Annotated in this window: 6 protein-coding genes; all 6 read right to left on the reverse strand. The window is 36.0% G+C overall.

The annotated features are described in order from the left end of the window. Positions 1-14: 14 nt before the first annotated feature. The 6 genes from AC3ITQ_RS04865 to AC3ITQ_RS04890 all read right to left on the reverse strand — a co-directional run bounded on the left by AC3ITQ_RS04865 (position 15) and on the right by AC3ITQ_RS04890 (position 24,439). Positions 15-656 (reverse strand): DUF1579 domain-containing protein, encoded by a 642-nt coding sequence (locus tag AC3ITQ_RS04865; RefSeq protein WP_489237046.1) that lies wholly within the window; start codon positions 654-656, stop codon positions 15-17. 50 nt (positions 657-706) lie between these two features. Continuing rightward, complete coding sequence (locus AC3ITQ_RS04870) at positions 707-1,675, reverse strand: DUF4837 family protein (protein ID WP_489237047.1); 969 nt, start codon at positions 1,673-1,675, stop codon at positions 707-709. A 44-nt stretch (positions 1,676-1,719) separates the two neighbouring features. Beyond that, a complete protein-coding gene (locus tag AC3ITQ_RS04875; RefSeq protein WP_489237048.1) occupies positions 1,720-3,558 on the reverse strand; it encodes a LysM peptidoglycan-binding domain-containing protein in 1,839 nt (612 codons plus the stop codon). A gap of 110 nt (positions 3,559-3,668) precedes the next feature. After that, positions 3,669-4,856 (reverse strand): phosphoglycerate kinase, encoded by a 1,188-nt coding sequence (locus AC3ITQ_RS04880; protein ID WP_375030975.1) that lies wholly within the window; start codon positions 4,854-4,856, stop codon positions 3,669-3,671. A gap of 255 nt (positions 4,857-5,111) precedes the next feature. Then, the gene (locus AC3ITQ_RS04885; RefSeq protein ID WP_489237049.1) at positions 5,112-6,095 is read right to left on the reverse strand and encodes a PorP/SprF family type IX secretion system membrane protein; all 984 of its coding nucleotides are present in this window, start codon (positions 6,093-6,095) and stop codon (positions 5,112-5,114) included. A 44-nt stretch (positions 6,096-6,139) separates the two neighbouring features. Then, positions 6,140-24,439 (reverse strand): T9SS type B sorting domain-containing protein, encoded by an 18,300-nt coding sequence (locus AC3ITQ_RS04890; protein ID WP_489237050.1) that lies wholly within the window; start codon positions 24,437-24,439, stop codon positions 6,140-6,142. Positions 24,440-24,450 lie beyond the last annotated feature (11 nt).

Below are 24,450 nucleotides of genomic sequence, written 5' to 3' on the forward strand. Positions count from 1 at the left end.
GTAATTAGGGCTTTTTATTTCCTTGTCATTGTAATTTCCATACTCTTGTATTCCGTACCATTTTTAGTATCATACATTTCCATCTTACGGGTATTGGCGTCAACAAAAGTATATACTTCTCGATAAGGTGTTTTTTTACCATTCAATGGGCTAACCATTTCACCTTTTAATTCTACCTTCTTGGTTGCCTCATCGTATTTCCCTGTCGCAACCATCATTCCGGTACCCATATTATCGATAAAAGTGGTGGTAAATTCTTTACTTGCATTGTTATACGCCAACGTAGCTTTTCCTTCAAATGGTTCTCCCATCATAGTTCCCTTATAATCGGTTTCCTGATAGCGTCCGCCATAGATCATTTTAACATTTGCTGTAGATGTAGCGTTACTAGGTTTGCCATTTGGTTCTTCCCAAAAAGTCATATCACATTTCCAGGTTCCGGTTTCGTCTGCCATCATTTTATGGGCTTTTCCGGGTGTAGCATATTCCATCCACAATTTCATTTGCGTTGCAGAATCTAAAGGCTGCTCGGCAATTGGCTCTTCAGTTTTAACGCTATCCGTCACTGTAACGGCTTCCGTTTCTGGTTTCACTTCTTTTTTACAAGAAACAAAACACAGCACCAACATTGATAATCCTACATAAAAACTTTTCATAATTAACTGATTTAATGTTTGTTAAAACAAAAGTATGAAATTATTGCAGACTATCTTTTATCAATTTTGACAGATTTTATAATAGCTTCTAACTCCAGCATTAGATCTCTTTCCTGATTGGATGGGGAATAACAAAAACCTTCAATGACTAAAATTCGATTATAAGCTTCATCGACAATTGCGTAATTGATAAAGGGTCCGGTCATGAAATCGTTCCTCAGTTCCCAGGTTCCTTTGGTTTCAAATGTTTTTTTTCCGTCTAAAGTAATAGTCGAAAAATACGGCGCATAAGCTTCACCGGTAATCATTTGTGTATTGGGTTCACGACCTTTGATATAGCGTCCGACTGAATCACGCATTTTAACAATGTTCCCAACAATGTCTGAACTTTTAGTCAGTTGTTTAATGGGAACCTGATAAATAAGAAGACTTGTATTACCGCTAATAATCTCTTTTTTCAGCCAAATAAAATTCTTTTTATGCAGCATATATTCATATCCAACCGGTATTTGAACCCCGATATGAAATTTGTTTTTAAGTACGGCAGGATTTAATAAAGATTCACTATTGTCCTGCTGAATTTTTTCGATTTCGGCGTCGCGAATCATTTTGATAATTTGCGATCCGTTCATTTCGAGACTACAAATAATATCCTCCACCGATTTTCCGTAGATACGAAAGGTGTTATGAGGTAGTGCTTTGCTGCGGATAATCTCGAACTTATCTGTAGCTGCTTTTTTCACTACAATAATACTTCGGCTATCGGTAACAAAACCTTCGAGTAATCTGGCGGGATATTGATTGATTGTAAAAAGAGGTTCTTCCTGAGTAAGACCCCAAACTGGCGAGGCAAATTTATTTCGAATGCTATCGCCCACTTCTCCGTACCATAACTGATCATCTATAATCACAGAAATGGTATTGGTTTTACCCGAAACAGGTTCAGGTTGCTTTTCGGTTTTTAAACACGAAAACAACAGAAACGGGATTAGTACCAATAAAAAATGGGTTTTATTCATTTTATTAATTTATGAAATAAAACCCAAATTTAAATGATTTTTTTTTATCCGTTTATTTTGAGCTTCATTCCCGGTTTTAAATCTTCATTTTTAATACCATTCCATTTTTTAATATCTGAAATTGTAACTCCAGGATATTTTTTTGAAATACTATATAAAGAATCTCCTTTTTTCACGTAATAATCTTCACCCATGCTTTTTGCAGAAGCAGTCTTCTTTTTGAAAGAATCAACTGAAGCATTTGAAGCAATGGCAGTATTAACTGTAGCAGTTTCTTCGATCGCCGGAATCTCTTTAGAAATCACTAAAGTTTTCCCTAAACCAATATTATTTGATGTTAGATTATTAAGCTCTTTTAGGTCAGCAATAGTCGTACCGAATTTTTTAGCAATGCTTCCTAAATTGTCTCCGGCTACTACAACATATTCTTTTGCCTCCTGACCAACAGTTTTCTCTTTATCATCAACTGCAGCAATAGCTTCTTCTGCTTTTTTCTCTATTGCAACGTTTGTTTTAGCTTCTTTTGAAACTTTAAGCGGATCAATATTAGATCTGATTTTTAACGTTCTTCCAAGTGCAACTGAATTAGATCTAAGATGATTCCATTTTTTTATATCACTAATACTTACATCATACTTCTCAGCAATAGCACCTAAATTATCTCCCTTTTGAATTTTATACAACTGAACATCTGTATCAATTGTTTTATTCAATTGTACTTTTGCCTTTGGCGTTACTTTTAAAGCCAAACGACTTGACATTGTTTTATTTTCAGCCTCGTGTCTCACGTAAGCATAAATTTTGTCTTCGTTGCTAACAAAAGTTGCGATTTTATCTTTTGGCAACCGAATAAAATGATTTTCTCCCTGATAAAAAGGAACAACATTTAATTTATAAGAAGGATTTAAAAGCTGAATTTGAGATTGTGGCATGTCTAACAAATCGGCAATTTGTTTGAATGACATTTCGCTTTTAACATTAACTGTGTCCGTTTCGAAGTTTTTAACGACAGCTCTTTCAGGATTGATTCCGTGTTCTTTGTGGTATTCAAAAAGATACATTGTTGCATAAAATGCCGGTACATAACCCTGAGTTTCTTTTGGAAGATTACTACGAATATCCCAATATTTTGTTTGACCTCCAGAGCGACGAATCGCTTTGGTTACATTTCCGGGACCTGAATTATAAGAAGCCAAAACAAGCTCCCAATCACCAAAAATAGTATACATTTTAGAAAAATAGTCTGAAGCTGCAGCAGTAGATTTTAATGGATCACTGCGTTCATCGATATAAGAATCGATTTTAAGTGCGTATTGTTTTCCGGTTCCGTACATAAATTGCCAGAGACCTGTGGCGCCCATTCTAGAAACTGCTTTAGGATTTAAAGCAGATTCTACAATAGCTAAATATTTAATTTCTAAAGGAATATTTTGTTTGGCAAAAGTTTCTTCAAAAATTGGGAAATAATATTCTGATAAAGCCATTAATCGGGAAATCGATTTTTTTCGGTTCTTAAGAAATGATTTTATTATGTTTTCTAATCCCTGATTGTATTCAATATTAAAAGGAGATTTCTCATTCATTGCCTGCAAACGCTGTTTTAAAAGCTCGGTTGGCAATTCGGCATTAACATCCTGATCTGTATTTACGGTCTGAATATCTGTTGAAAAATCATTGTAGATATCTAGACTTAAACATTCCTTCATCCAGAGACTGTCTACTTTTGTAGCCACCTCGTCCTTCTTAAAAGAACTCTTTACAGAATCTAAGTACGACAGCTTTACTTCTGGCTTAATATCCAGCGAAGTTGTTGCAGTTTCCTGCGCAAACATCGTTATTGAAAAAAGAGCTGTAACCGCTAAGGAGATTTTCTTTACAATCATATAACATTTTTTTAAAATCCTATAATTCAAACAATTATAGTAATCGTATTTTTGCAAACTTAAATAGATTACCAATGAAAAATATGCAAAAAAATGTTAATTGTGATTTTTTAGTCTAAAATCGCAGCGATTCCAGGTAAAATTTTTCCTTCTAACATTTCAAGCATAGCTCCACCACCAGTAGAAACGTAGCTCATTTTGTCTTCAAAACCGAACTGTTTTACAGCAGCAACTGAGTCACCACCACCTACTAATGAAAAAGCACCATTTTGCGTAGATTCCGCAATATAATCGCCTAAAGCGATAGTTCCTTTTGAAAATGTTTCCATTTCAAAAACACCCAGAGGACCGTTCCATAAAATAGTTTTAGATTCTAAAATTACTTTTTTGAAATTTTCCAATGATTTAGGACCTGCATCAAGACCTTGCCATCCATCAGGAATTTCTTTTACATCTACCACTTGTGTATTTGCTGTATTTGAGAAATCATCTGCAGCAATAACGTCAACCGGAATATGAATCTGAACTCCTTTTTCTTTAGCTAATCTTAAAATTTCAAGTGCTAATTCTTGTTTATCATCTTCACAAATAGAATCACCAATTTTACCACCAAGAGCTTTAACGAAAGTAAAAGTCATACCTCCACCTATAATCATGTGATCTACTTTATCTAAGATATTTTCGATAACCGTGATTTTTGAAGAAACTTTAGAACCTCCAAGAACAGCAGTAACTGGTTTCTCGCTATTTTTAAGAACTTTATTTAAACTCTCAATTTCTTTTGCCAATAATGTCCCGAAACATTTTTCAGTTGGGAAAAATTGTGCAATAATTGTTGTTGAAGCATGTGCTCTGTGAGCTGTTCCAAAAGCATCATTTACATAAATATCTCCAAGAGACGCTAATTCTTTTGCGAAAGCGACATCTCCAGCTTCTTCTTCGGCATGAAAACGTAAATTTTCAAGCAATAAAACTTCACCTGGCTTTAATGCTGCTGCAGCAGTTTGAGCTGGTTCACCAACACAATCAGCAGCAAATTTAACTTCAACACCTAAAATTTCAGAAGCTGTTTTTAAAATATGCTTTAATGAATATTTCTCTTCAGCACCTTTTGGTCTTCCTAAATGCGACATTAAAATAACACTTCCGCCCTGAGCTAAGATCGCGTCAATTGTTGGTTTTGCAGCTTCGATACGAGTTGCATCTGTTACATTAAAATTCTCATCCAATGGCACATTGAAGTCAACACGGATGATCGCTTTTTTATTTTTAAAATCGAAATCGTTTAAAGTTTTCATTTGATAATTTTTTAATTTTTTGAAAGAATAACAAATATAGAACTTTTAGAGTAGTATTAAATTTGAAATATGTAAAAATAACCTATCAATAACAACGAAAACGATGTAATTTATGAAAAAAAACAAATTAATAATTAAAAAAGAGAAAAATGGTTGCTTATACCATTATGAAGTTAAACATACTGCAGTAAAAATCTTCTTTATTTTCTTCAAAATAAAATGAAATCCAAACTGCAGTAATTTAACTGCAAATTATTAGTCGTGAACAGGACCTTGCGTACAAGGACAGTTACTAATAGACTGTAAGAAATCGAATCCGATAGTAATCATGTGTGTACCGCTATTATAAGCAGCAATATCATTAAACATTACCTGATAAGAATATGCAAAGTAAAATTTAGATTTCATGAAACCAGCCATTGGGCTTACAGATAATGGTTTTGGAAACTGATCGTTTAACATACGATAGGAAACTCCTATCCAGTAATAATCTTCGTAACGATTATAGCGTCTGTACTTAAAGTTTATATCCGTTGATGAACGTTTATCACTAGCAAAATACTGGTAGAAAACTGACGGTTCGTATTCGATACGACTGTTTTCTCCATCTTTAAAAATCATTCCGGTATAAACCTGATAATTTGAAAGCAAGTTAGGTTCTACACCACGGTATTTATCTGTGTTTTTCTTTAAAACGTTATTCGCATTAAAACTAACATAGAAATTCCTGTTACGGTACAAGGCACTAATATCAAAGTTATTATTAGCATTGTAGCGATTATCAGCAACAGCAGGATCTATATTTCCACCAACACCGGTCTGCGAATCGTTTCTAAATTCATCCGTATCAATTCTGAAACTGTTGAAGTTATACGAAAGACCAAAAGATAAATATTGCTTTGTATAATAATTAAGAATTAAGTGATGCGCAAACGAAACCTTAGCACCTGTTTGTCTTGTATAACCGTTCTTATCGTTATAAACTGAGATTCCAACCCCAGAACGGTCTAAAATTCTAAAATCAGCATAAAGCGATTGATTTTCCGGTGCATCCTTGATTCCAACCCACTGGGTCAGTCCATTGGCTCTAATTCTAAGATTATCACCAATACCCGCGTATGCAGGGGAAATTATGAAAGGGTTATCAGCCAAATACTGAGTAAACACTGGTAGGTTTAACTCTTGGCTGTAACCTGATGTTACAGCCATGAGTACTAAGGATAAAATTAATTTTTTCATTGTAATAATTTTTTTAGACAACATCATAAGGGGCTATTATTTTGTTATCTGTATAAAGTGAAATGTCCAACAAACTCTCTTGCATCTTTCTCGTCATTTAGTTTAAGAACATACCAGTAATCACCAGATGGCAATTCTTCACCGTTGTATTTTCCATCCCATTTTTGACCTACTCTGTAAGTAGCAACAGCTCTACCGTATCTGTCAAAGATTTTAAATGTCAGGTCTTTGTATGCTAATGCACCACAATCCGGACCAATTTCAGGATTAGCTCCACCAGGGGTGAAATAATTTGGCATACAAATGTTAACATATTCTCCTGGTACATCTAAATAGACTTGACATCCATTTTTATCTCTAACAATTACTTTATAAACATCTGTTTTATAGATCTGATAACTATTAGAAGATGTAAATGCTTCACCGTTGAAACTGTATTCGTAAGGTTTCACACCACCAGAAGCTTTCACAACAATTGTGTTGATCTCTTTGCTTTCAAGAGTAGCATCAACTGCTACTAAAGGCTCCACTGCAATGATATTAATTGTGTTAGAAGGTTTTGTACAACCTGCATATGTCACCTCTACTGAGTAATTACCAGAAGGAAGGTTTCTGAATACAGGGTTTCCTGTTTGAGTAATTCCGGTTGACACACCATCTAAAAACAATGTATAAACAACCTGAGGATAATTTGCCTCGTCGATATTACCTTCAAGAGATACTGTAATTGAATTTACCGGAAGATCATTCTCACAAGTATAATTCTCTACTATCGTTGGAATCACTTTAACTGGTTCCGGTAGATTAATATACACTTCCTGCGTACAATCGTTGGCATCTTTCACTGTTACTACGTATTCAACACCTCCTGAAAGACCTAAGAAACTAAATGTATTAGCATCAATATCCGGAGCTCTGAAATCTATAGTAACTCCGTTACCAACTATACTTGCAGTATAAGGACCTTTACCTCCTTCTACTTCAACATAAGCCGCTCCATCTTTGTCTCCAAAACATAATTCCGGAACTTGTGATGCTGTAATTTCCTGAGCTACCAAAGGAATAGCATCATTAATTACTACAGGATAATCTTCATAACATAAACCTTTTTGAACTCTTACTGTGTATGGTCCTGGTTTCAAGTTCTCGAAAAGAGGCACATCAAAGAATTGCTCAATTTCAGGCGTTATGGCATAAGTATATTCACCATCACCACCACCGCTGGCAACGATTGTTATTCTTCCGTTATTAAATCCAGCACATGTAACATCAAATGGTGTAACCACTGCAGTTAGATTCAATTCTGGCTCTGTAATTTCAATTAACTCAGAAATCTTCTCACAATCTCCACTAGTTACTTCAACATAGTACTTACCAACCGGAAGATTAGAGAAAGTTCCAGGTGTCAACTGCGTTGGAGTTGGAGTAAATGGTAGTTTAGCTTCATTTAGCAATACATACACATAGTTTCCAAATCCGCCTTTTGCAGCAGCATAGATTGAACCAGTTGCTCCTCCTTTACAAGGAACGTCGTTAGACTCTAATTTCTCAAATTCTAAAGCAGGAACCACAAACATAGGAACTTTACCAGAAAGTACACTTGCACAATTGTTTGAATCCTTAACGTAATATTGATAATCACGGTCTACTGTTGTTTGTGGTAATTGAATATCAACATAACTAGCAAATGATACTGGGTTATATGTAATTCCGTCAACACTATAGAAGTAAGGACCAGTTCCACCTGAAGCTTCTAATCTAAGTACAGGTAAAATTTGACAAGTCTCGCTTCTCTCTATTGCTAATAACACTTTAACTACATCTGGCTGACCAATTGTAATTTTGTTAGAATCACCTGAACAAGTCCAGTCATCTGAAACTGTTACATAGTATGTTCCAGCAGCTAAATCTGTAAATACTTTATCAAGCTGTGCATCTCTTGTAATAACAGTACCATCTGCTAAAACTCCATGCAATGTATACTTATAATTCGCTGAACCTCCAGCAACAGTAGTTACTGTTATCGTCGCATCCTGATTGTTATAACAAGTAAGAAGCGTTTTATCAGCAACAATCGTCGCAGTTATTGGTGTTGGGTTATTCAAGATTACTGTGTCGAAATCTTCACATCCACTAACATCCTTAACCCAAACTTTATAAGTTCCAGCTATTAAATTCTTGAAATTATTTGCTGCACCATATGGAACAGAAACCGGACCTTCTAATTTATATTCATAGTCACCGATCCATCCTCCAGTTGCTAATGCTGTAATTTCACCATTGTTGTTTGCCACACAAGTAATTTCTTGTTTAGCGCCTTTAACATCTAATTCAGTTGAAGGTCCTTCAATTGTGAACTCAGTTGTAACTTCACAATATGGTACGCCAACTAAATTCATAACTACAGCATATTTACCAGCTGTAAGATTCGCAAGTTTTAATTCAACAGATGTTGAACGGCCACTACGTACGTTACCTAATTGATCTGTAATTACGTAATCAAATATACCCGCGTTGTCTGCTGGTATAATTTGATCTACCAATGTTAATGTAATACTTCCGTTTGCAGCATTAAAACAAGTTATGTTTTTCACATCTGAAGCTACTATATCAAAAGTATTTGGATTATTAACAGTATGGAATCTTTCAACACTACATCCTGTTACAGTATTTGTTACAATAATTTTATAACTACCGATTTGTAATCCTGCAAATAATCCTGTTGGACTAGATGTAAGCGGATAAACAGTTGGACTAACTCCTTCAATTGTGTATGTTAAGGCTGGCAATGTTCCGCTTGTAGCGATTGCCGTAACCTGAACTGATTCACCATTTCTACAGTTAATAAGTGTAACATCAAGATCAAGATCCGCAATACCTACGTATGGATTAATTATAGCAGCAACAGATGAACCTTGACAATTGTTAGTGTCAAATACATTTACCACATAACTTCCACCTAAATTATCAACTTCAGTATAAGTATTTCTATCATCTTTTTGAACTGTTTTACCATCTCTTACAAATTCATAGATAATATAATTGTTAGAACCGCCTGTTACAGAGCCAGGAGCTACAGTAATAGTTGCACTTAATGGTGTATTAGTTCCAACATTACAAAGATATTGAGTAACAGTTGGTGCACCAACTGCAATAGGGTTTGGCTGCGCTACTACAGCAGTTGCAGTGTTAGAACATCCTTTTCCTGAAGTTACCGTTACAGTATAAGTACCGAAAGGTAAATCATTGAAAATTGGCGATTCCTGAGCTACTCTGTTTACAGGTCCAGCAAGACTGTACATGTAAGTCGGATTATCATTTGTACCTGTTAAAATCACAGCAATACTTCCGTCTGTTCCTCCATTACAAGATACAGGTGAAGGTGTTGCCACAATTCCTGTTACAGGTCTTGGATCTTCAATTATAACCGTAACTTCTTTTTCACAAGATGGTGTTGTTCCAGTATCTCTTACCTTAAAGATATAAGTACCAGGAGCTAAACCACTAAATATTGGAGACACACTAGTTGTTGTCCAGTTATCTCTCGTATAAACATAACTTACAGGAGCAACTGTTCCGCCGCCAGCAGTTAAGGTAACTGTTCCATCAGCAGCTGTACACGTTGGTGTTTTAGTAACCTCTGCAAGTAATGTTAATGGCTCTAAGATTGTAACAGGAGCAGTTGCTTTAACTTCACACTTGTTTTTATCTCTCACCGTTACTGTGTAATCTCCAGGAGAAGAAACTATAAAGAAATTATCGTCCTGGAATTCTACTCCATCTAAACTATATTGTAACGGAGCAACACCCGTTGCAGCAACGTCTATTCTGTATCCGGCTGTACTATAACATTGACTAGCAACGCTAACATTTGTAATTGCTGGCATTGGGTCTAATGAAATATTTACCGTAACATGTTGGAAACATCCGTTTGCATCTTTTACATAAACATCCCAAGCATCAAAAGCCGGAGCTATTTTCGTCGTCGGAATTGTTTTAGTATTCTCGTCCTGATAATCTCCAGCTGTTGGAGTCGTTCCGGCAGGAACAAAAGCATAAGTATAATCAGGAGTTCCGCCAATAATAGTTGTTTCATCAATTGTCAATACCGCACCTGCAGTTTTACAGTTTTGGTTTACGTTAGCAATTACCAAAGCAGATAAATCTAATACCGGAGGCTGTGTAATAATAACATTACCTGAAACTATTGTACAGAATGGGTAAGCTGTTTCAGTAATACTCACTGTATAAGCTTTTCCTTCAACCAAATCAAAAGGAATTATAAACGGATTAACCGTGCTAGAATTTCCTGTTCCGGAAGCACCAGGTATGGCAACACCACCATTTAAAATTTGGTAAGTATATGGACCTTTGTAATCTGTAATATTGATCGCGATTTTTCCTTCATTGCTTCCAAAACATTTTACCATTGAAGAAGCAGTAGCCACAACTTCTGCTATATTGAACAATGGCACTTTGTATGCATCAGAAATAATGAAACATCCTGTTGTTTTATCCGTTATTTTAAACTGATAAAGATGTCCAGGTACTGTAGCTGTATAATCGAACGTATTTGTTCCGGCAGCCACAGGAGTTACAGTTGTACTATAGGCAGCGCCATCAACTGAAACCTGATATTCAAAATTATAAGGAACCGATCCTCCTGCAATAGTTACTCTGATAACTTCACCAGCATTATTACAAGCTGCTTTAGTTACTAAAGCTGTTTTTGCAGAAATTAATCTTGGGAAAGGGCTAATTGGTACTATAACATCATCAATACATCCGTTAGCATCCTTAACATAATAGGTTAAGTTTTGCGCAGATCCGTTATCAATCACATTAAATTTATTTGTTGTTTCCCAAACTGTTCCATTTTCACTATAAGTGTAATCACCCACTGCACCTGTACCTGCACCTCCAGCACCAGTAACGGTAACTACAGTTACATTTAAAGTATTTGCCGGACTTGAACATGTAAATGGACTTGCAGAAGCACTAGCCACTACTAACGATGGGCTATCAATAACCACCGTAGTTGGAGCACCACAATTTCTTCCTGATGTAACATTTACTGCATAAGTACCCGCAGATAAATTACTAAATAATGGAGTGTCCTGAGTTATTAGAGCACCGCCCGCAGGTATAGTACGCTGAATCGAGTACGTATATTTAGGGTTATCATTTGATGGTGCTAACGTGAATAAGATCGAACCATTGTTTACGTTTCCTTGTGAAGGAGAACAATATGGAGATGTCGGATCTGCAGTATATACAACCGGAGTTGGAGCTGTCATTATAACAGCAGGTACTGGATAAGAACATCCTTTTGAATCATATACTACGAATGTATAAGTTCCAGGAGTTGCAGCATTAACACTGTAATCTACAAAAGTAGCGCTCGGTGCAAATGGAATTTTAGCAGAAACCGGACCAGCACCAATCTGAACGGTATAGCTGTAATCTGGGTAACCTCCAAGTGCACTTACTCTAATTGTTCCGTTAAGAATACCTGTACAATAAATGTCTTTTGTGTTTTCTGCTGAAGCAAAAAGACGTCCATTAATTGTAGTACTTACTGCAGTCGAAACACAACCGAAATTATCTCTCACCATAACTGAATAGGCGCCTGGAGTTAAATTAGGGAATGTATTTGTTGATTGCCATGATTGACCATTATTGATCGAATATTCGAACGTTACCGGATATGGAACTGCTTTTGTTGCAGTTACAACCAATGTCGTAGAATTTGTATTATAATAACAATAGTCAGATATCGCTGCAATTGTTGCCACAGGTAGAGGCGCAGTTACTAAAGTAAATGCAGCTGCTACCGCTACCGTACAATTATTAGAATCTTTTACTGAAACAGTATATGGTCCTGTTTGTGTAAGATTTACGAAAATACCATCATTATTAGTCAAAGTAGTTCCATTTGGCTGTATTAATGTATAAGTATAATCACCCCATCCACCGGTTGCCGTTAACGTTACAGCACCAGAAGTTGTACAACCTAATGGTGTAACAACAGGTGTTGCTAAAATTAACGCTGAAGCTGGCGATGCAATATTAAATGTTATTACAGGCGTAAAGCAATTTGTTACATTATCAAATATTTGAATTGTATGAGCTCCTTTTGCTAATCCAGTTAAATTAATCGTTGAACTAGTAAACGGGCCTGCAAAAGCTACTCCATCAAGCACATAACGATATGTACCTGCGAAACCAGAAACAAGGAAACTTGCTTTTCCATCTGTTGCTGTTGAACATGTAATACCTGTAGTATACTGCTCTACTGCTTTAATATTGATAACATTAGCAATTCTAAATGGTTTTTGAACCGTACATTTATTAGCATCTGTTACCTGGAATACATAATCAACATCTGGCAATAAGCCTGTAAATGTTGCATTAATTCCCTGATCTGAGAATGCTGGAGAAATCATCTGATACGTTTTCGTACCAATACCACCTATTACATTTGAAATAGTAGCACTTGTATTTAATGTTGTACAAGTGATCACCGCTCCTTGCGTAATTGTGAAATTTGTAGGAGGTACTAGTTTCAAGATAGTAACCGTACTACTAACTGAACAGCCATTAGCATCCTGAATGGTATATGCAATAGTCTGGTCATTTTTAGTATCATCAACAGTATAGGTAGTTTTCTTTGTAAAAGCACTTCCTTTAAAGCTATATAAATAGTCTTTTGTACCGCCAGTCGCTCCTAAAACAACCGTTGCAGATTGTGCCACATTTCCAGTACCACATTGAAGCGGCGTTATAACTGGTGCAACCAAAGCCAATGCTGAAGGCTGTAATAAAGTTCCTGAACCAGATGCTTCGCAACCTAAGGCATCTTTAACTATATAGGTATAAGGACCTGCAGCTACAGGATATATAGTTGTTGAAGTAAATGCCGAGGTATTAAACTTATAAGTATAAGGTCCCTGACCACCACTTGCAACTAACTCTACAGAACCTGTTCCACCAAAACATTTTGGCTGAACATCCAGAGATGAAACTATGATTGGTTTAATTGGGTCAACAGTAACTTCAGTAGTTTCAATTTGACAACCATTCGCATCTGTTATTCTGAATTTATATACATCTGCATTCGCAGCAGCAACTGAGTAAGTAAATGTCGTTACACCGGCTGCTACAGTAGTTGCAGGTGTAATAACCGCATAAGTAGCAGTTCCTTTCTTAACTTCATATTTAGCATAAGGTAATGTTCCTTTTTCTATTTTAACTGTTATCGTAGCATTTACAATAGTAGTACCAGGAGAACAGTTTAACACTTTAGTTACCGTAGCTGTTGCTGTAGGTGTAGGTGTAATTGTAATATTATCTGTATCCTGACAACTATTAAAATCTTTTACAATGACATTAACTGGACCAGAACTTAATCCTTTAATAGTATAAGGGAAAGGTACAGCATCTGTAATTTCAGTGAAACCACCACCATTTACACTTATGTAATATGGAGCAACACCTTGCGTTGTCATTGCAACAGTAACTTCAAACGCACCTTCAGCAGCACATTTGTTTACAATTGATAAAGTATTAATTACCGGAGTTGGATCTGCATTAACGTTAACAGTAGTAAATTTGATACAATTGTTGGCGTCTTTAACCCAAACATAGTAAGAGCCTGCTTCTACATTAAATATATTAGCATTATTTGCACCCCACGCTGCAGTTACTAACGGTGGTGTTGCAGATTGATTAATAATATACTTGAACGGACCTGTTCCTCCGTGTGGAGTAGCAACTACCTGTCCAGCATTGTTTTTACAATTGTCATTTTTAGGAGAATTTGCAGTTACAGTAAGGTCAACAGATGATTCCGTTACAACAAAAGGAAGTGACGCTGATGTACAACCTATACTTGAACCATCTAGTTCTGTGAATTTCACATAGTAAGTTCCAGGATTAAGTCCTCTTACTTCAACAGGAATAGGTGTAGGCATTGTTATCGTACCACTAATACCTGCACTCTTATCTGAATTATTAAAAAAGATTTCATATTTAACTTGTGAAGCTGATGTACCATTTAGAGAAATAGATACTCCTCCTGTTGGCGTATTTTTACAAGCAACTGGAATTGTAGTAGCTACACTAGTTAAAGAAGTTATCGGGGGAACTACGCCATTGGCTGTCTTAAAGTAATAACAATCAGTAATTGGATCATAAATAACAAAAGTATAAACCACACCTGGAGTTAAACCAGTAAAAGTATGTCTTAACGGAAATCCTGGATCTGCCGGCAATAATACACTTGCAAATGGTATACCTTCAGTATCAGCAATTCCAAACTTATAATTAGGATTTGCTGGGTAAACAAGTGGATTTAAATCCACAATAATAGTTGCACCAGAAGCACATGTCGCTACTGGTATAGTTAAATCAATATTTAAATCACTTGGAGGAGCAACAATTTTAACATCTTTTTTAATACTAGGACAGCCGTTACTATCATAAACTGTCAATATGAAATCTCCATAACTTAAATCATCAAATGTATATGGTGTAATTCCATTCTGATTATCAACAATTTTAGTACCTGTAACAATATTTCTTAATTCATATGTATACGGACCAACTCCATTGGTAACTGTACTAACCGTAACAGATCCTAAAGATGGGCCAGGGCATTTCATGTCTTCTGAAGTATATGTAAACTGAATTTCAGCTGGTTGTTTCACAATAGCGTAAGCAATATCAGATATACAACCTTTACTGTCAGTAATTGTATATGGGTATCCTAAACCTGTAGAAGCCGGTAAATTAGTAAATGTAGGCGTGCTCGTTGACGCACCACCATTAAAAGTATAAGTAAACGGACCTACTCCGGCTGTTGGAACAATTGTTACAACACCATCGGCAGATTGATAACAACTTAAATCAGTAACATTAGCGTTTGCCGCTGGTTTTTCAGGAGTTGTCACTACAAAAGGAACAGTAGATTCTACTGAACATCCCGCAGACGAAACTCTAAAATAATAACTTCCAGGGGTTGTCGTCTCAAAAACATTTCCTGCCGGAACTATTGGAGCATATGTTCCTCCTATTCCTAATTTATATTCGTATGTATAAGTGCTATTTCCTCCTCCAGCAGTCAAAGTAACTTTTGCATCTATTTTTGTAAATGGAGGAATCACTGTACACGTTACATCTTTAACTGGAGTAACTGTTAATTTTAATTGGTTTGTTATAACTAAATCAAAAGCAGCAGATATACAACCATTATCATCTTTAACCGTTAATTTATATATACCTGGTCCATTGATCGTTTTAGTTGCATTCGAACTGTAATTACCATCTACTCCGTATTGTTTTGCTGAACCTGCAAAAACAGTTCCAGACATGATAATAGTAAGATTTCCACCTGTATAACAAGTAGTTGCTATTGGATCAACTGTTGGTACAGCATCTCTGGTAATTTTAACATCTTTTGTTATTGGACATCCATTAGCATCTCTTACGTATGCAACATAATCAAGACCATCAGCAACTGTATTTTTGTCAAATTTGTTATCAGTAGTATATCCTGCAGGGTAAGTTGGTGCAGCAGCTCCTAATTTTACCACAGCGTAATATAATGTTCCTGTTCCACCACTCGCGTTTACAGTGATCACACTGTTATTTCTGCTACAGAAAACCTTTGGGCCACTTGCGCTTACAATGGTAACTGCAGTAGGATTATCAAGTACTATAGTTTCAGAATCTTTACATGTTGTAAGATTATTTGTTACAGTAAAAGTATATGAATCTCCTTTTAAGCCTGAGTATGTTATAACATCTCCAACTTTTGAAATACCTGTCGTAATTAATCCGGAAACGGCACCTGTTAAGCTATAAGAATAACCATTCGTTCCGTTGGTATTACCAGAAATTGTGAATTCAAGTTTTCCGTCTGCTAAATCTTTACAAGAAACATTCTTAGTGATTGAACCTGATTCCTGAATTGGATCGACAGGAGCTATAGTATACTCACCTGTTTTAGTACAACCATTAGCATCTGTAATTTTAAAGTAATATGTTCCAGGAAGTAGACCTGTAAAGGTATAAGTACTAGAATTTTGATTTATAGCAACTAAAGTTCCTGTTGGTGCAGCTGCAGCTGTATGACTTGTAATTTCATATTTTAGTGGCAACACACCACCGGTAACATCCACTTTTAAATTAGTTCTTAATTTCGTAGCATCACAAGTAATAGCCGGAGCTGAAAAAGCTAAAGCCGATGGAGCGTCTAGTGCATCTATCGACACTGAAGTAGGAACAGTACAACCATTTGCATCTGTAACAACAATACTTACCAATCCCGGCTGGTCTGTTGAAAAAGTTTTAGAAGTGATTGGACCAACTACGGTAGCACCCTGTGTATAAGTATATCTGTATTTATTTGTTCCTGAAAAAGGAGTTCCGTCAGTAGCGGTTACAGTAATAGTAGCAGCTTGTGGCGCATTGTTAGTTCCACAAGTTAATTTAACTGTTACTTTAGCTGAAGCCGCCAATTTAACAGCTGGTCCATTAACTGGTACTGATTTGCTAATAATACATTTAGTCTTAGTATCTCTAACTACTATAGAGTAAGAAGCTACACCTAAACCAGTAAATTCATTAGATGATTGCCAGTTACCTCCATTATCTTTACTGTATTCGTAAGTTCCGGAAACTGGAGTAGCATTTACCGTAATTTTTCCAGTAGTGTCTCCAAAACATTTAACGTGTGTAACATTAGTTGTAAAGTCAGGTGTTACTTTTGGTGCAATAGTTTCAGTGAAACCAGTTATACACCCTTTACTGTCTAAAATTTCAAACACATAAGAACCAGATACACTAGCCGGATAAGTAAATGTTTTTACTCCTACTCCCACTGCTGTGTAAGTAGTTGGAAAGCCTGCACTGTTAATGTTTACTCTGTATTTATAATCCGGATATCCGTCAGCGATTGTAACTTCAATAGTAGCATCTGTACTAGAACTACAATCTAAGATTTTAGTTATTTTATGCTGCGAAACTACTACTGGTTTAGCAACTATTTGTTTCGCTAAATCAATAGAACATCCCGTAGAAAGATCTTTAACCGTAACAATATAATCACCAGGAATTAATCCTGTAAAAGTTCCGTTATTTTGAGTAGTTGTACTGCCATTAATGCTGTACACATAATTAGTTTTAATGTTTGGCGTTACTCTAATTGTTGCTCCTCCTGTTGATCCCGCACATAAATCAGTTGCAGTAGCATCTATATCAGCAATCGGGTAAACTTTATCGTTAATTGTAAAATTTCCATCAACTTTACAGCCTCTTAAATCTTCAACAGTAAAAGTATAATCTCCCGCTTCTAAATTCTCAAACAATTTAGTTGTCTGAACAATCGCTGCTCCTGTTGCAGGTTTTACCGTATAGGTAAAAGATCCCCAACCACCAACTGCGTTAATAGTTGCTGTTCCTTTTTTATCACAAGTAACATGTGTTACATCTGTAGCATTTAATTTCAATACTGCAGTTGGCGCAGCAATTGTAACAGGTTCTGAATCAGAACAAGTTGTAGCTGTATTTGTTACTACGATAGTATGTGTTCCTGAACTTAAGTTTGGTACCGAAATATCAAATGTAGCTCCTATTGCAGGAGATGTTCCTGTTACAGCCGCTAATGCATCAACTTTGTAAGAGTAAGCAACATTATTACCCATTCCTGAAACTGTGAAGATTGCACTTCCATCAGCTGATCCTAAACATGAAATACTGATTTTAGATTTAACTGCAATAGAAATAATAGATAATGCCTTTATCTCAAGGTCTTTTTCGTAAACGCATTTTTTAGCATCTCTTACTTCAAAAGTGTACGTCTTTCCTGCAGCTAAACCATTAAATTGATTACTGGTCTGATACGTAGTTGTACCAGGAGGTGTCGGAGATTTAATTCTGTATTCAAGACCTGCCGTTGGTACTGCAACTCCCGCAGCATTCACAACATTCGTGATTGTTACGCTCGCTGTATTACTTGGACAAGTAACTGCAGTAGGAGTAAGTGTCATTCCTGCCGGAGAATTCAATGCTACAATTGTTCCCGCAGAAACTGTTTTAGAACAGTCTTTGCTATCCGTAATTTCAACTGTATAGGTTCCTGCTGCAATTAAATTTGGAAATATACCATCTGTATTTGTAGCTACAGTTGTCGTTCCATTTTTTAATACATAAGTAAAGCCTCCATTTCCACCAGATGCTGATGCTGTAATAGTTGCTTTCGTCTCACAAGTGTATGGAGTTGTAATCGAAGCCGAAGCCGTAATATCTGTCGGCTGATATACTTTGAATTTGTATTCCTTAGTACATTGTGTAGCATCTTTTACAATAAATGAATACTCAATTCCTGCAACAGATCCTGCTAAAGAACCATAATGTGTTGTAGCTGTAAAAGCACCTGTACCATTAAACTGGTATGTAAATGGCGCAGTACCATTTTCTGCTGTAATATCAATATAACCATTACCTGCATTAAAACAAGTAACGTTTTCTACTTTATATGTTGCCGTTGGTTCCGCTTTTGTACTAACTGTTTTTTCTACAGGGAAAGAACAGTCGTTTGCGTCTTTAATATCAAAAACATAAGTTGCTGCTGTTGCTGCAGAATATGTAAATTTTGGTCCTGTAATAGATCCACTTGTAAATAAAACAGCATTTGTTGCTTTATTTTTAACCGTGTAAGTATAAGGACTTGTTCCTCCATCAATCGTAACTTCGATAGTTGCATTTGCAGCATTTCCAGATTTACAAGTTAATGGAGCAGTAACATCTGCCTTAGCTGTTATTGCTTTATCAATTTTTTGACTTACCGCTGCAGCCTCACAATTATTGCTGTCGGTAATTAAAAAGTCATATGTAATACCAGATGCCGTTGCGATATACGTAAATGTAGGCCCATCAAAAGGTGCACTAGGATTACTATAGGTAACACCTCCATTTGTACTTACCTGATACGTATATTTACCTACTCCACCTGTGATTTTCACAGTGATTTTAGCATTTGTACCAAAACATAAACCTGCGTCTTTAACAACTTCTGCTGTAGGGTTTTCAGGTTTATCTATAATCAGATCAGTATCTTTGGCATCCTTACATCCGTTTGCATCAACTCCAGATACAGTATAGGTTCCCGGCGGAATATCCTTTAAGATTCCATCGCTTGGGAAAGTTTTAGTAAACGCTGAATTTTTATCTTTAATTGTAAAAGTATAAGCACCAGTTCCACCAACTGCTGATGCTGTAACCGTAGCACCAACCTTACAAGTTGCTGTCGTAGCAATAGCATTTACAATAAAAGCTTCAGGCGCAGTAACTTTTGGTGCAATAGTAAAATTACAAGACGTTGCATCGTTAGCATAACGAACTCGAATATCGTATGTTCCTTCACCTCTATTATCAACTAGTACAGGAGAAACTTTAGAGTTTTGCCAAACAACTGGGTTCGCAGACCCATTTAATGTATAGAAGAATCCATTGTTAGTGTCAAAATTTTCAGCAACAATGTTGAAAGAACCATTTGTATCACCTTTACATTTAACGCCATTGATATTATCAACTCTTGCTGTAAATGCTTTTTTATCTTCTACTTTAAGATCTAATATTTTATCAGCCAAACAAGATTTTGGTATTTGATATACTTGTATGTCATCAACGGCAAAATCTATTCCGTTCACCTGAGCAATTTCCAATCGCAATACAAAATCTAACGTTGTATTAGTTCCCGGGTTGATCTCTCTGTTGTATTCTACCCAACCATCGGTTTTAGGGATTCCGCCGGTAGATTGTGATGACAATGGTCTTCCAGCACTGTTCTGCAATTCAACAGTAAGAGAAGCATCTGGTTGCGTATTTCCAACTTTTAATAAGTTTGTACCAAAGAATCGAACCTGAATAGGCTGGTTCGGAATAATGTCTTTAATTGTTTTTCTATATAGAACTGCATTATTTGGAATTGCAGTACCTGCATCTACCGCCAAATATCTACCACCTGTTCTACTACCACTCGTATGATCTATTGGATTATGCCATCCACTATAAGGATTATTTCGTAAACTACTTGTAACGGTATACTCACCATTATCAAATTTTCTATTAGGACCACACATCGTAGCATCTATTTGTCTTTCCCAACAAAAAGCAGGATTAATACCCGGCGATTGGCCGTCTGGAGATGCTGTGTCAGTATAGGTAAAAGTATCGATTCCAAAATCTTCTTTTAATAAATTACTATACGTTGCAGCACTTAATAAATCATACTCAACTTTAATTTTATAATCGCCAACCGGAATATCTTTAAAAGTGGATGCCGGTGTATTTGTATTTTCTGTATATACGTAAGTTGTACCATTAAATTTACCTAAGAAATACTTATAGGCGTAATTAACATTTGGATCCGTTTGTACTGTTACGTTTACCGTTCCTTTTCCATCACAAGTATAAGCTGGTGTAGAAACCGTAAAAACAGGATCAGTAGGTCTTTGTTTTAAAACAATACCTGGCATTTCAAAAACACAATCGGCAGCATCTTTAATATACAAAGTATATGGCGTTGCTCTAGGGCTTAGATACGCCTGATTAGAAATACCATATGTTATTCCATCAAAACTATATCTGTACAAGTTTGGTGCAGGAAATGGCACACCACCCTGAGGGTTGGTGATTCTTACTAATCCCTGATCTTCATTACCTGTTGGTCCGCAACCCGATAATTCGGCAACTCCACCAGAAGCAGATAATGGATCTGTTGGTCCTGTAATGGTGATTTTTTTCGCTTCATCTAAACATTCCTCTGTACCATAGGTATATTTTACAACAACAGAATACTCTCCAGGGTTTAAACCAGTAGTTGGCAACGTTGTATAAGCACCATTATTTACACTATAAGAAACTCCATATCCTGAATTTGTTGGCGCAACCGTCATTGAAATCTCGCCTTCTCTGGAATTGTAACATCTTACATTTTTATGGTTGATAGTTACTGTTGGTTTTTGTATATCAACAACTTTAATTGTTGGTAAAGTAACCTTACATGAATTGTAATCTGTAACTACAATTTTATATTCTCCCAATGGAGGTAATGGTCTTTTTATAGGAATTATAACAGGCTCTGTAAGTTGTCCCAAATCTACACCATTCAGACTATAATAGTAAGATGGTGTTACTCCTGGAATAGGTGTTCCTCCAGATGTTTGAACCGTAATTTCACCATCACCACAAGATAATGTTTTGGTAACAGTAGCGTTAGCTTTTAATACTTTATCAAGTATTTCAATATCTTCTTTTACTATTTTACAGCCGTTTTTAGGAGATAATATTTCTACATCATAAAGTCCTGGCGCAAATTTTTGGTCAAAAACAATATAACCAGGAAAAGTCATTACTCCAGAATCTGCAACTATGGTATTTGTTCCCGCTTTTTTAACAATAAACTGATAATCGCCTTTTGTTAAGCCTTCAGCAAAAACACTCATCGAACCTAAACCAGGTGAACATAAAGGATCTGTTTTCTCAACTCTTCCACTAAATACTTCTTTATAAACTGTCACATCAACATGAAATGGACAAAATGAAGTTTCACCTGCTGCAGGATTTTGTTTGATGTATACTGTGTGAGCTCCTTCGCTAACATTAGCAAATACATTTGAAGCCTGATAAGTTCCATTAACATTATCTAGACTATAAGTGTAATCTGAGTTAATTGGAGGCGTAGTTACCGTTATACTTCCTTTTGTATCACAAACTATATTTTGTACATCTGCCTTTGGCTCTAATGGATTTTGGAAAACACTAAAATAAAATGTGTTTACACAGTTATTACCATAAGTAATCACAACTCTAAATGCTCCTGGTCTGTTTGCTGTAAAAGTTCTTCCAGGAGTACCAACATTGGTCCAGTTTGGCGCCGTATCATACGGACAGCTAGACGGGAAACCTGTTGGAGGAACATCTGTTGTTTCCTGCCAAATAATACTGATAGCCTGAGTAATTTTGGTGTCTAGTACTCTTGTATCATTTTTTCCACATAAAAAGATCTTCGGAAACTCAATATTATCTCTCGTACAGGTATAAGGTCGATTAGTAAGAGGGTCAATATTATTTGCATATTCACTAATAGGATTAACATTAGCTCCTGCAACCGAATCCTTAACGTCAAAAGTTTGCAAAATTCCCTTACAATCCGGATTACCTCCAGTTTGTACAGTGTACTTTCCTGCTTTTGTAACGGTAACTATTTGGTTATTTCCACCAAAGACAACTCCGTTAGGATCTTTCCACTCATAAGTTGTATATCCATTTGCAGCTTTAAGTTGTGCGCTTCCACATAAGAATACTTCTCTGTTAAAAAGACAGTCCTCAATTCCCACCAAAAAGTTTGTAGAACTTGGGTCACCTACGATACAACCAGTGTCAAACGAATAACTTCCATCCCCATAAGGCTGACCATTATTGGTAGGACTCTTATCTCCAAAGTATCTTGATGTTGCCGTGTTTTTAATTATATTAGAACAGGCATCGATCAATTCGTTACAATCTTTTACCACTCTAACTTTAAATTTTAAAGTAGTTAACGGCCCAGATTTTATAACTAATTCATTAACAATTTTAAATACAATTGTTCTTGTTGCAGGATTATAAGAATCAATTTCAACTCCAGTTGGTAATGAAACATCTGCTATATCAAAAATTACATTCTGAGGCAACACATCTGTAATTGTAAAGCTTTTTGCATCATCGTTACCTTGATTTCTGAAACCAAGAATATATCTAATTTCCTGACCTAAAGTTACAGGTTTCCCTTCTAAATCATATTCTACTTCAGCACCGTTTTCTATACGGACACCTTTGGCAACTTTTGTTAAAATAATTTTTGGTTCGATAATATCTACTGCAAAAGTGGTAACAAAGGCACCATAACCATCTCCGTCTGTACTAAGTCTTAATGTAGCACCTGTTTCATTGTTAGGTACAACAGCATTATTTGTATTTTTGATAAGAACGTTGTCAATATCCATTCCCATCGTATTGATACTCTTGGGAGATCGATTTTGAACACTGGCACCATTATTTGTAATTGAAGCATCAAAGAAATTTCCTTCTAAATTTACTGCATCAGTTATTTTAGTATAAGTCGCTACTGTATTTGCTTTAATTTGAAAATCATCACCTTTAAGCTGATTATCACCTTCTAATGCTCCAACGCCAATTTTTGCTGTTACAGGGAAACCGACAGGCAAAGTTTGAAAACCACTAACAGAATAATCAACCGTTTTTGTTGCAGTAGAACCTGGATCAACTCCTACATATCCATCAAAAACAGAAATATATTTGCTTGGAAGACTTGGACTTTCATAGATTACAACAAGCGTCCATCCTCCGGCCCCTCCTCCATTACGTTTTCCTCTTGCTGCTCTAACGTTTGCAACTGTATAAGTACCATCAGCGTCTAATTGGCCAGCAGCATTTTTTACATTTTGCAACAAACTAGTTACATCCTTAAAACAAACATAAGGAGAGTCTTTAAACGAGTCTGATACGTTTGATCCATTCTTTTTGTAACCGTCAAAAATTACTTCTTTGGTATCTGTTTTACTAGCCGTAAGCTCTACATAACTCCCATTTGGAACTTTAAACTTTACTTTATTCCAGTCATCTTCTCTTAAAGAACCTGCATACTTTTGCCCTGTATCAGTACTTCTTTCATAAGGATAAATAGCAGACCAATACAGACCAGCAAATACAATACTTTTACAAGAATTGTTTATGAACAAGTTAGCAGAAGTGGAGTTAAAGGTACTATTGTCATTATCGATGTCAGAGTACTCAACATAAAAATCATTGTTATTTCCTGTACCGTTAAAATCCAGATTTGCCTCTGTTGTTAAAGCAGCCAAATTGGTAACTGTTCCGGTATATTTTACACCGTCTTGAAGTGGTGTACTGAAATTTGCTGGATTTTCAACATAACCGGACGGTGGTTTATTACCTGAATAAGGTCGATTATTTACTTTATTGATAGCAGTGTTACCAATTAAAATAATATCTCCTTTCACCTTTACGCTTCCGCCAGGAAGCCTTTGAGAAAACGCTGTTCCTACCTGTGCATTTGCAGTACTAAAACACAAAAACAGCACAAGACCCAAAAAGGCTTTCCTGTTTTGTATTGCTTTCAAAAATAACGGCTGCAACATTTGTTTTTTAACAAACGGTGCCTCTGGCATTTCAAACTGATTTTGGGTATCAGAAACCAGGTTTTTGATAAAAGTAAAAACAGTCTTAACTGATTTAAAAGTAGTAGGTTTTTCCATAGTCATCTTTT

The organism is Flavobacterium sp. KH_001, assembly GCF_057840745.1.

Excerpts from the sequence above, each read along its gene's own strand:
- AC3ITQ_RS04875 (WP_489237048.1), bottom strand. The coding sequence starts at position 3,558 with ATGATTGTAAAGAAAATCTCCTTAGCGGTTACAGCTCTTTTTTCAATA.
- AC3ITQ_RS04880 (WP_375030975.1), bottom strand. The coding sequence starts at position 4,856 with ATGAAAACTTTAAACGATTTCGATTTTAAAAATAAAAAAGCGATCATC.
- AC3ITQ_RS04890 (WP_489237050.1), bottom strand. The coding sequence starts at position 24,439 with ATGGAAAAACCTACTACTTTTAAATCAGTTAAGACTGTTTTTACTTTT.
- AC3ITQ_RS04870 (WP_489237047.1), bottom strand. The coding sequence starts at position 1,675 with ATGAATAAAACCCATTTTTTATTGGTACTAATCCCGTTTCTGTTGTTT.
- AC3ITQ_RS04885 (WP_489237049.1), bottom strand. The coding sequence starts at position 6,095 with ATGAAAAAATTAATTTTATCCTTAGTACTCATGGCTGTAACATCAGGT.
- AC3ITQ_RS04865 (WP_489237046.1), bottom strand. The coding sequence starts at position 656 with ATGAAAAGTTTTTATGTAGGATTATCAATGTTGGTGCTGTGTTTTGTT.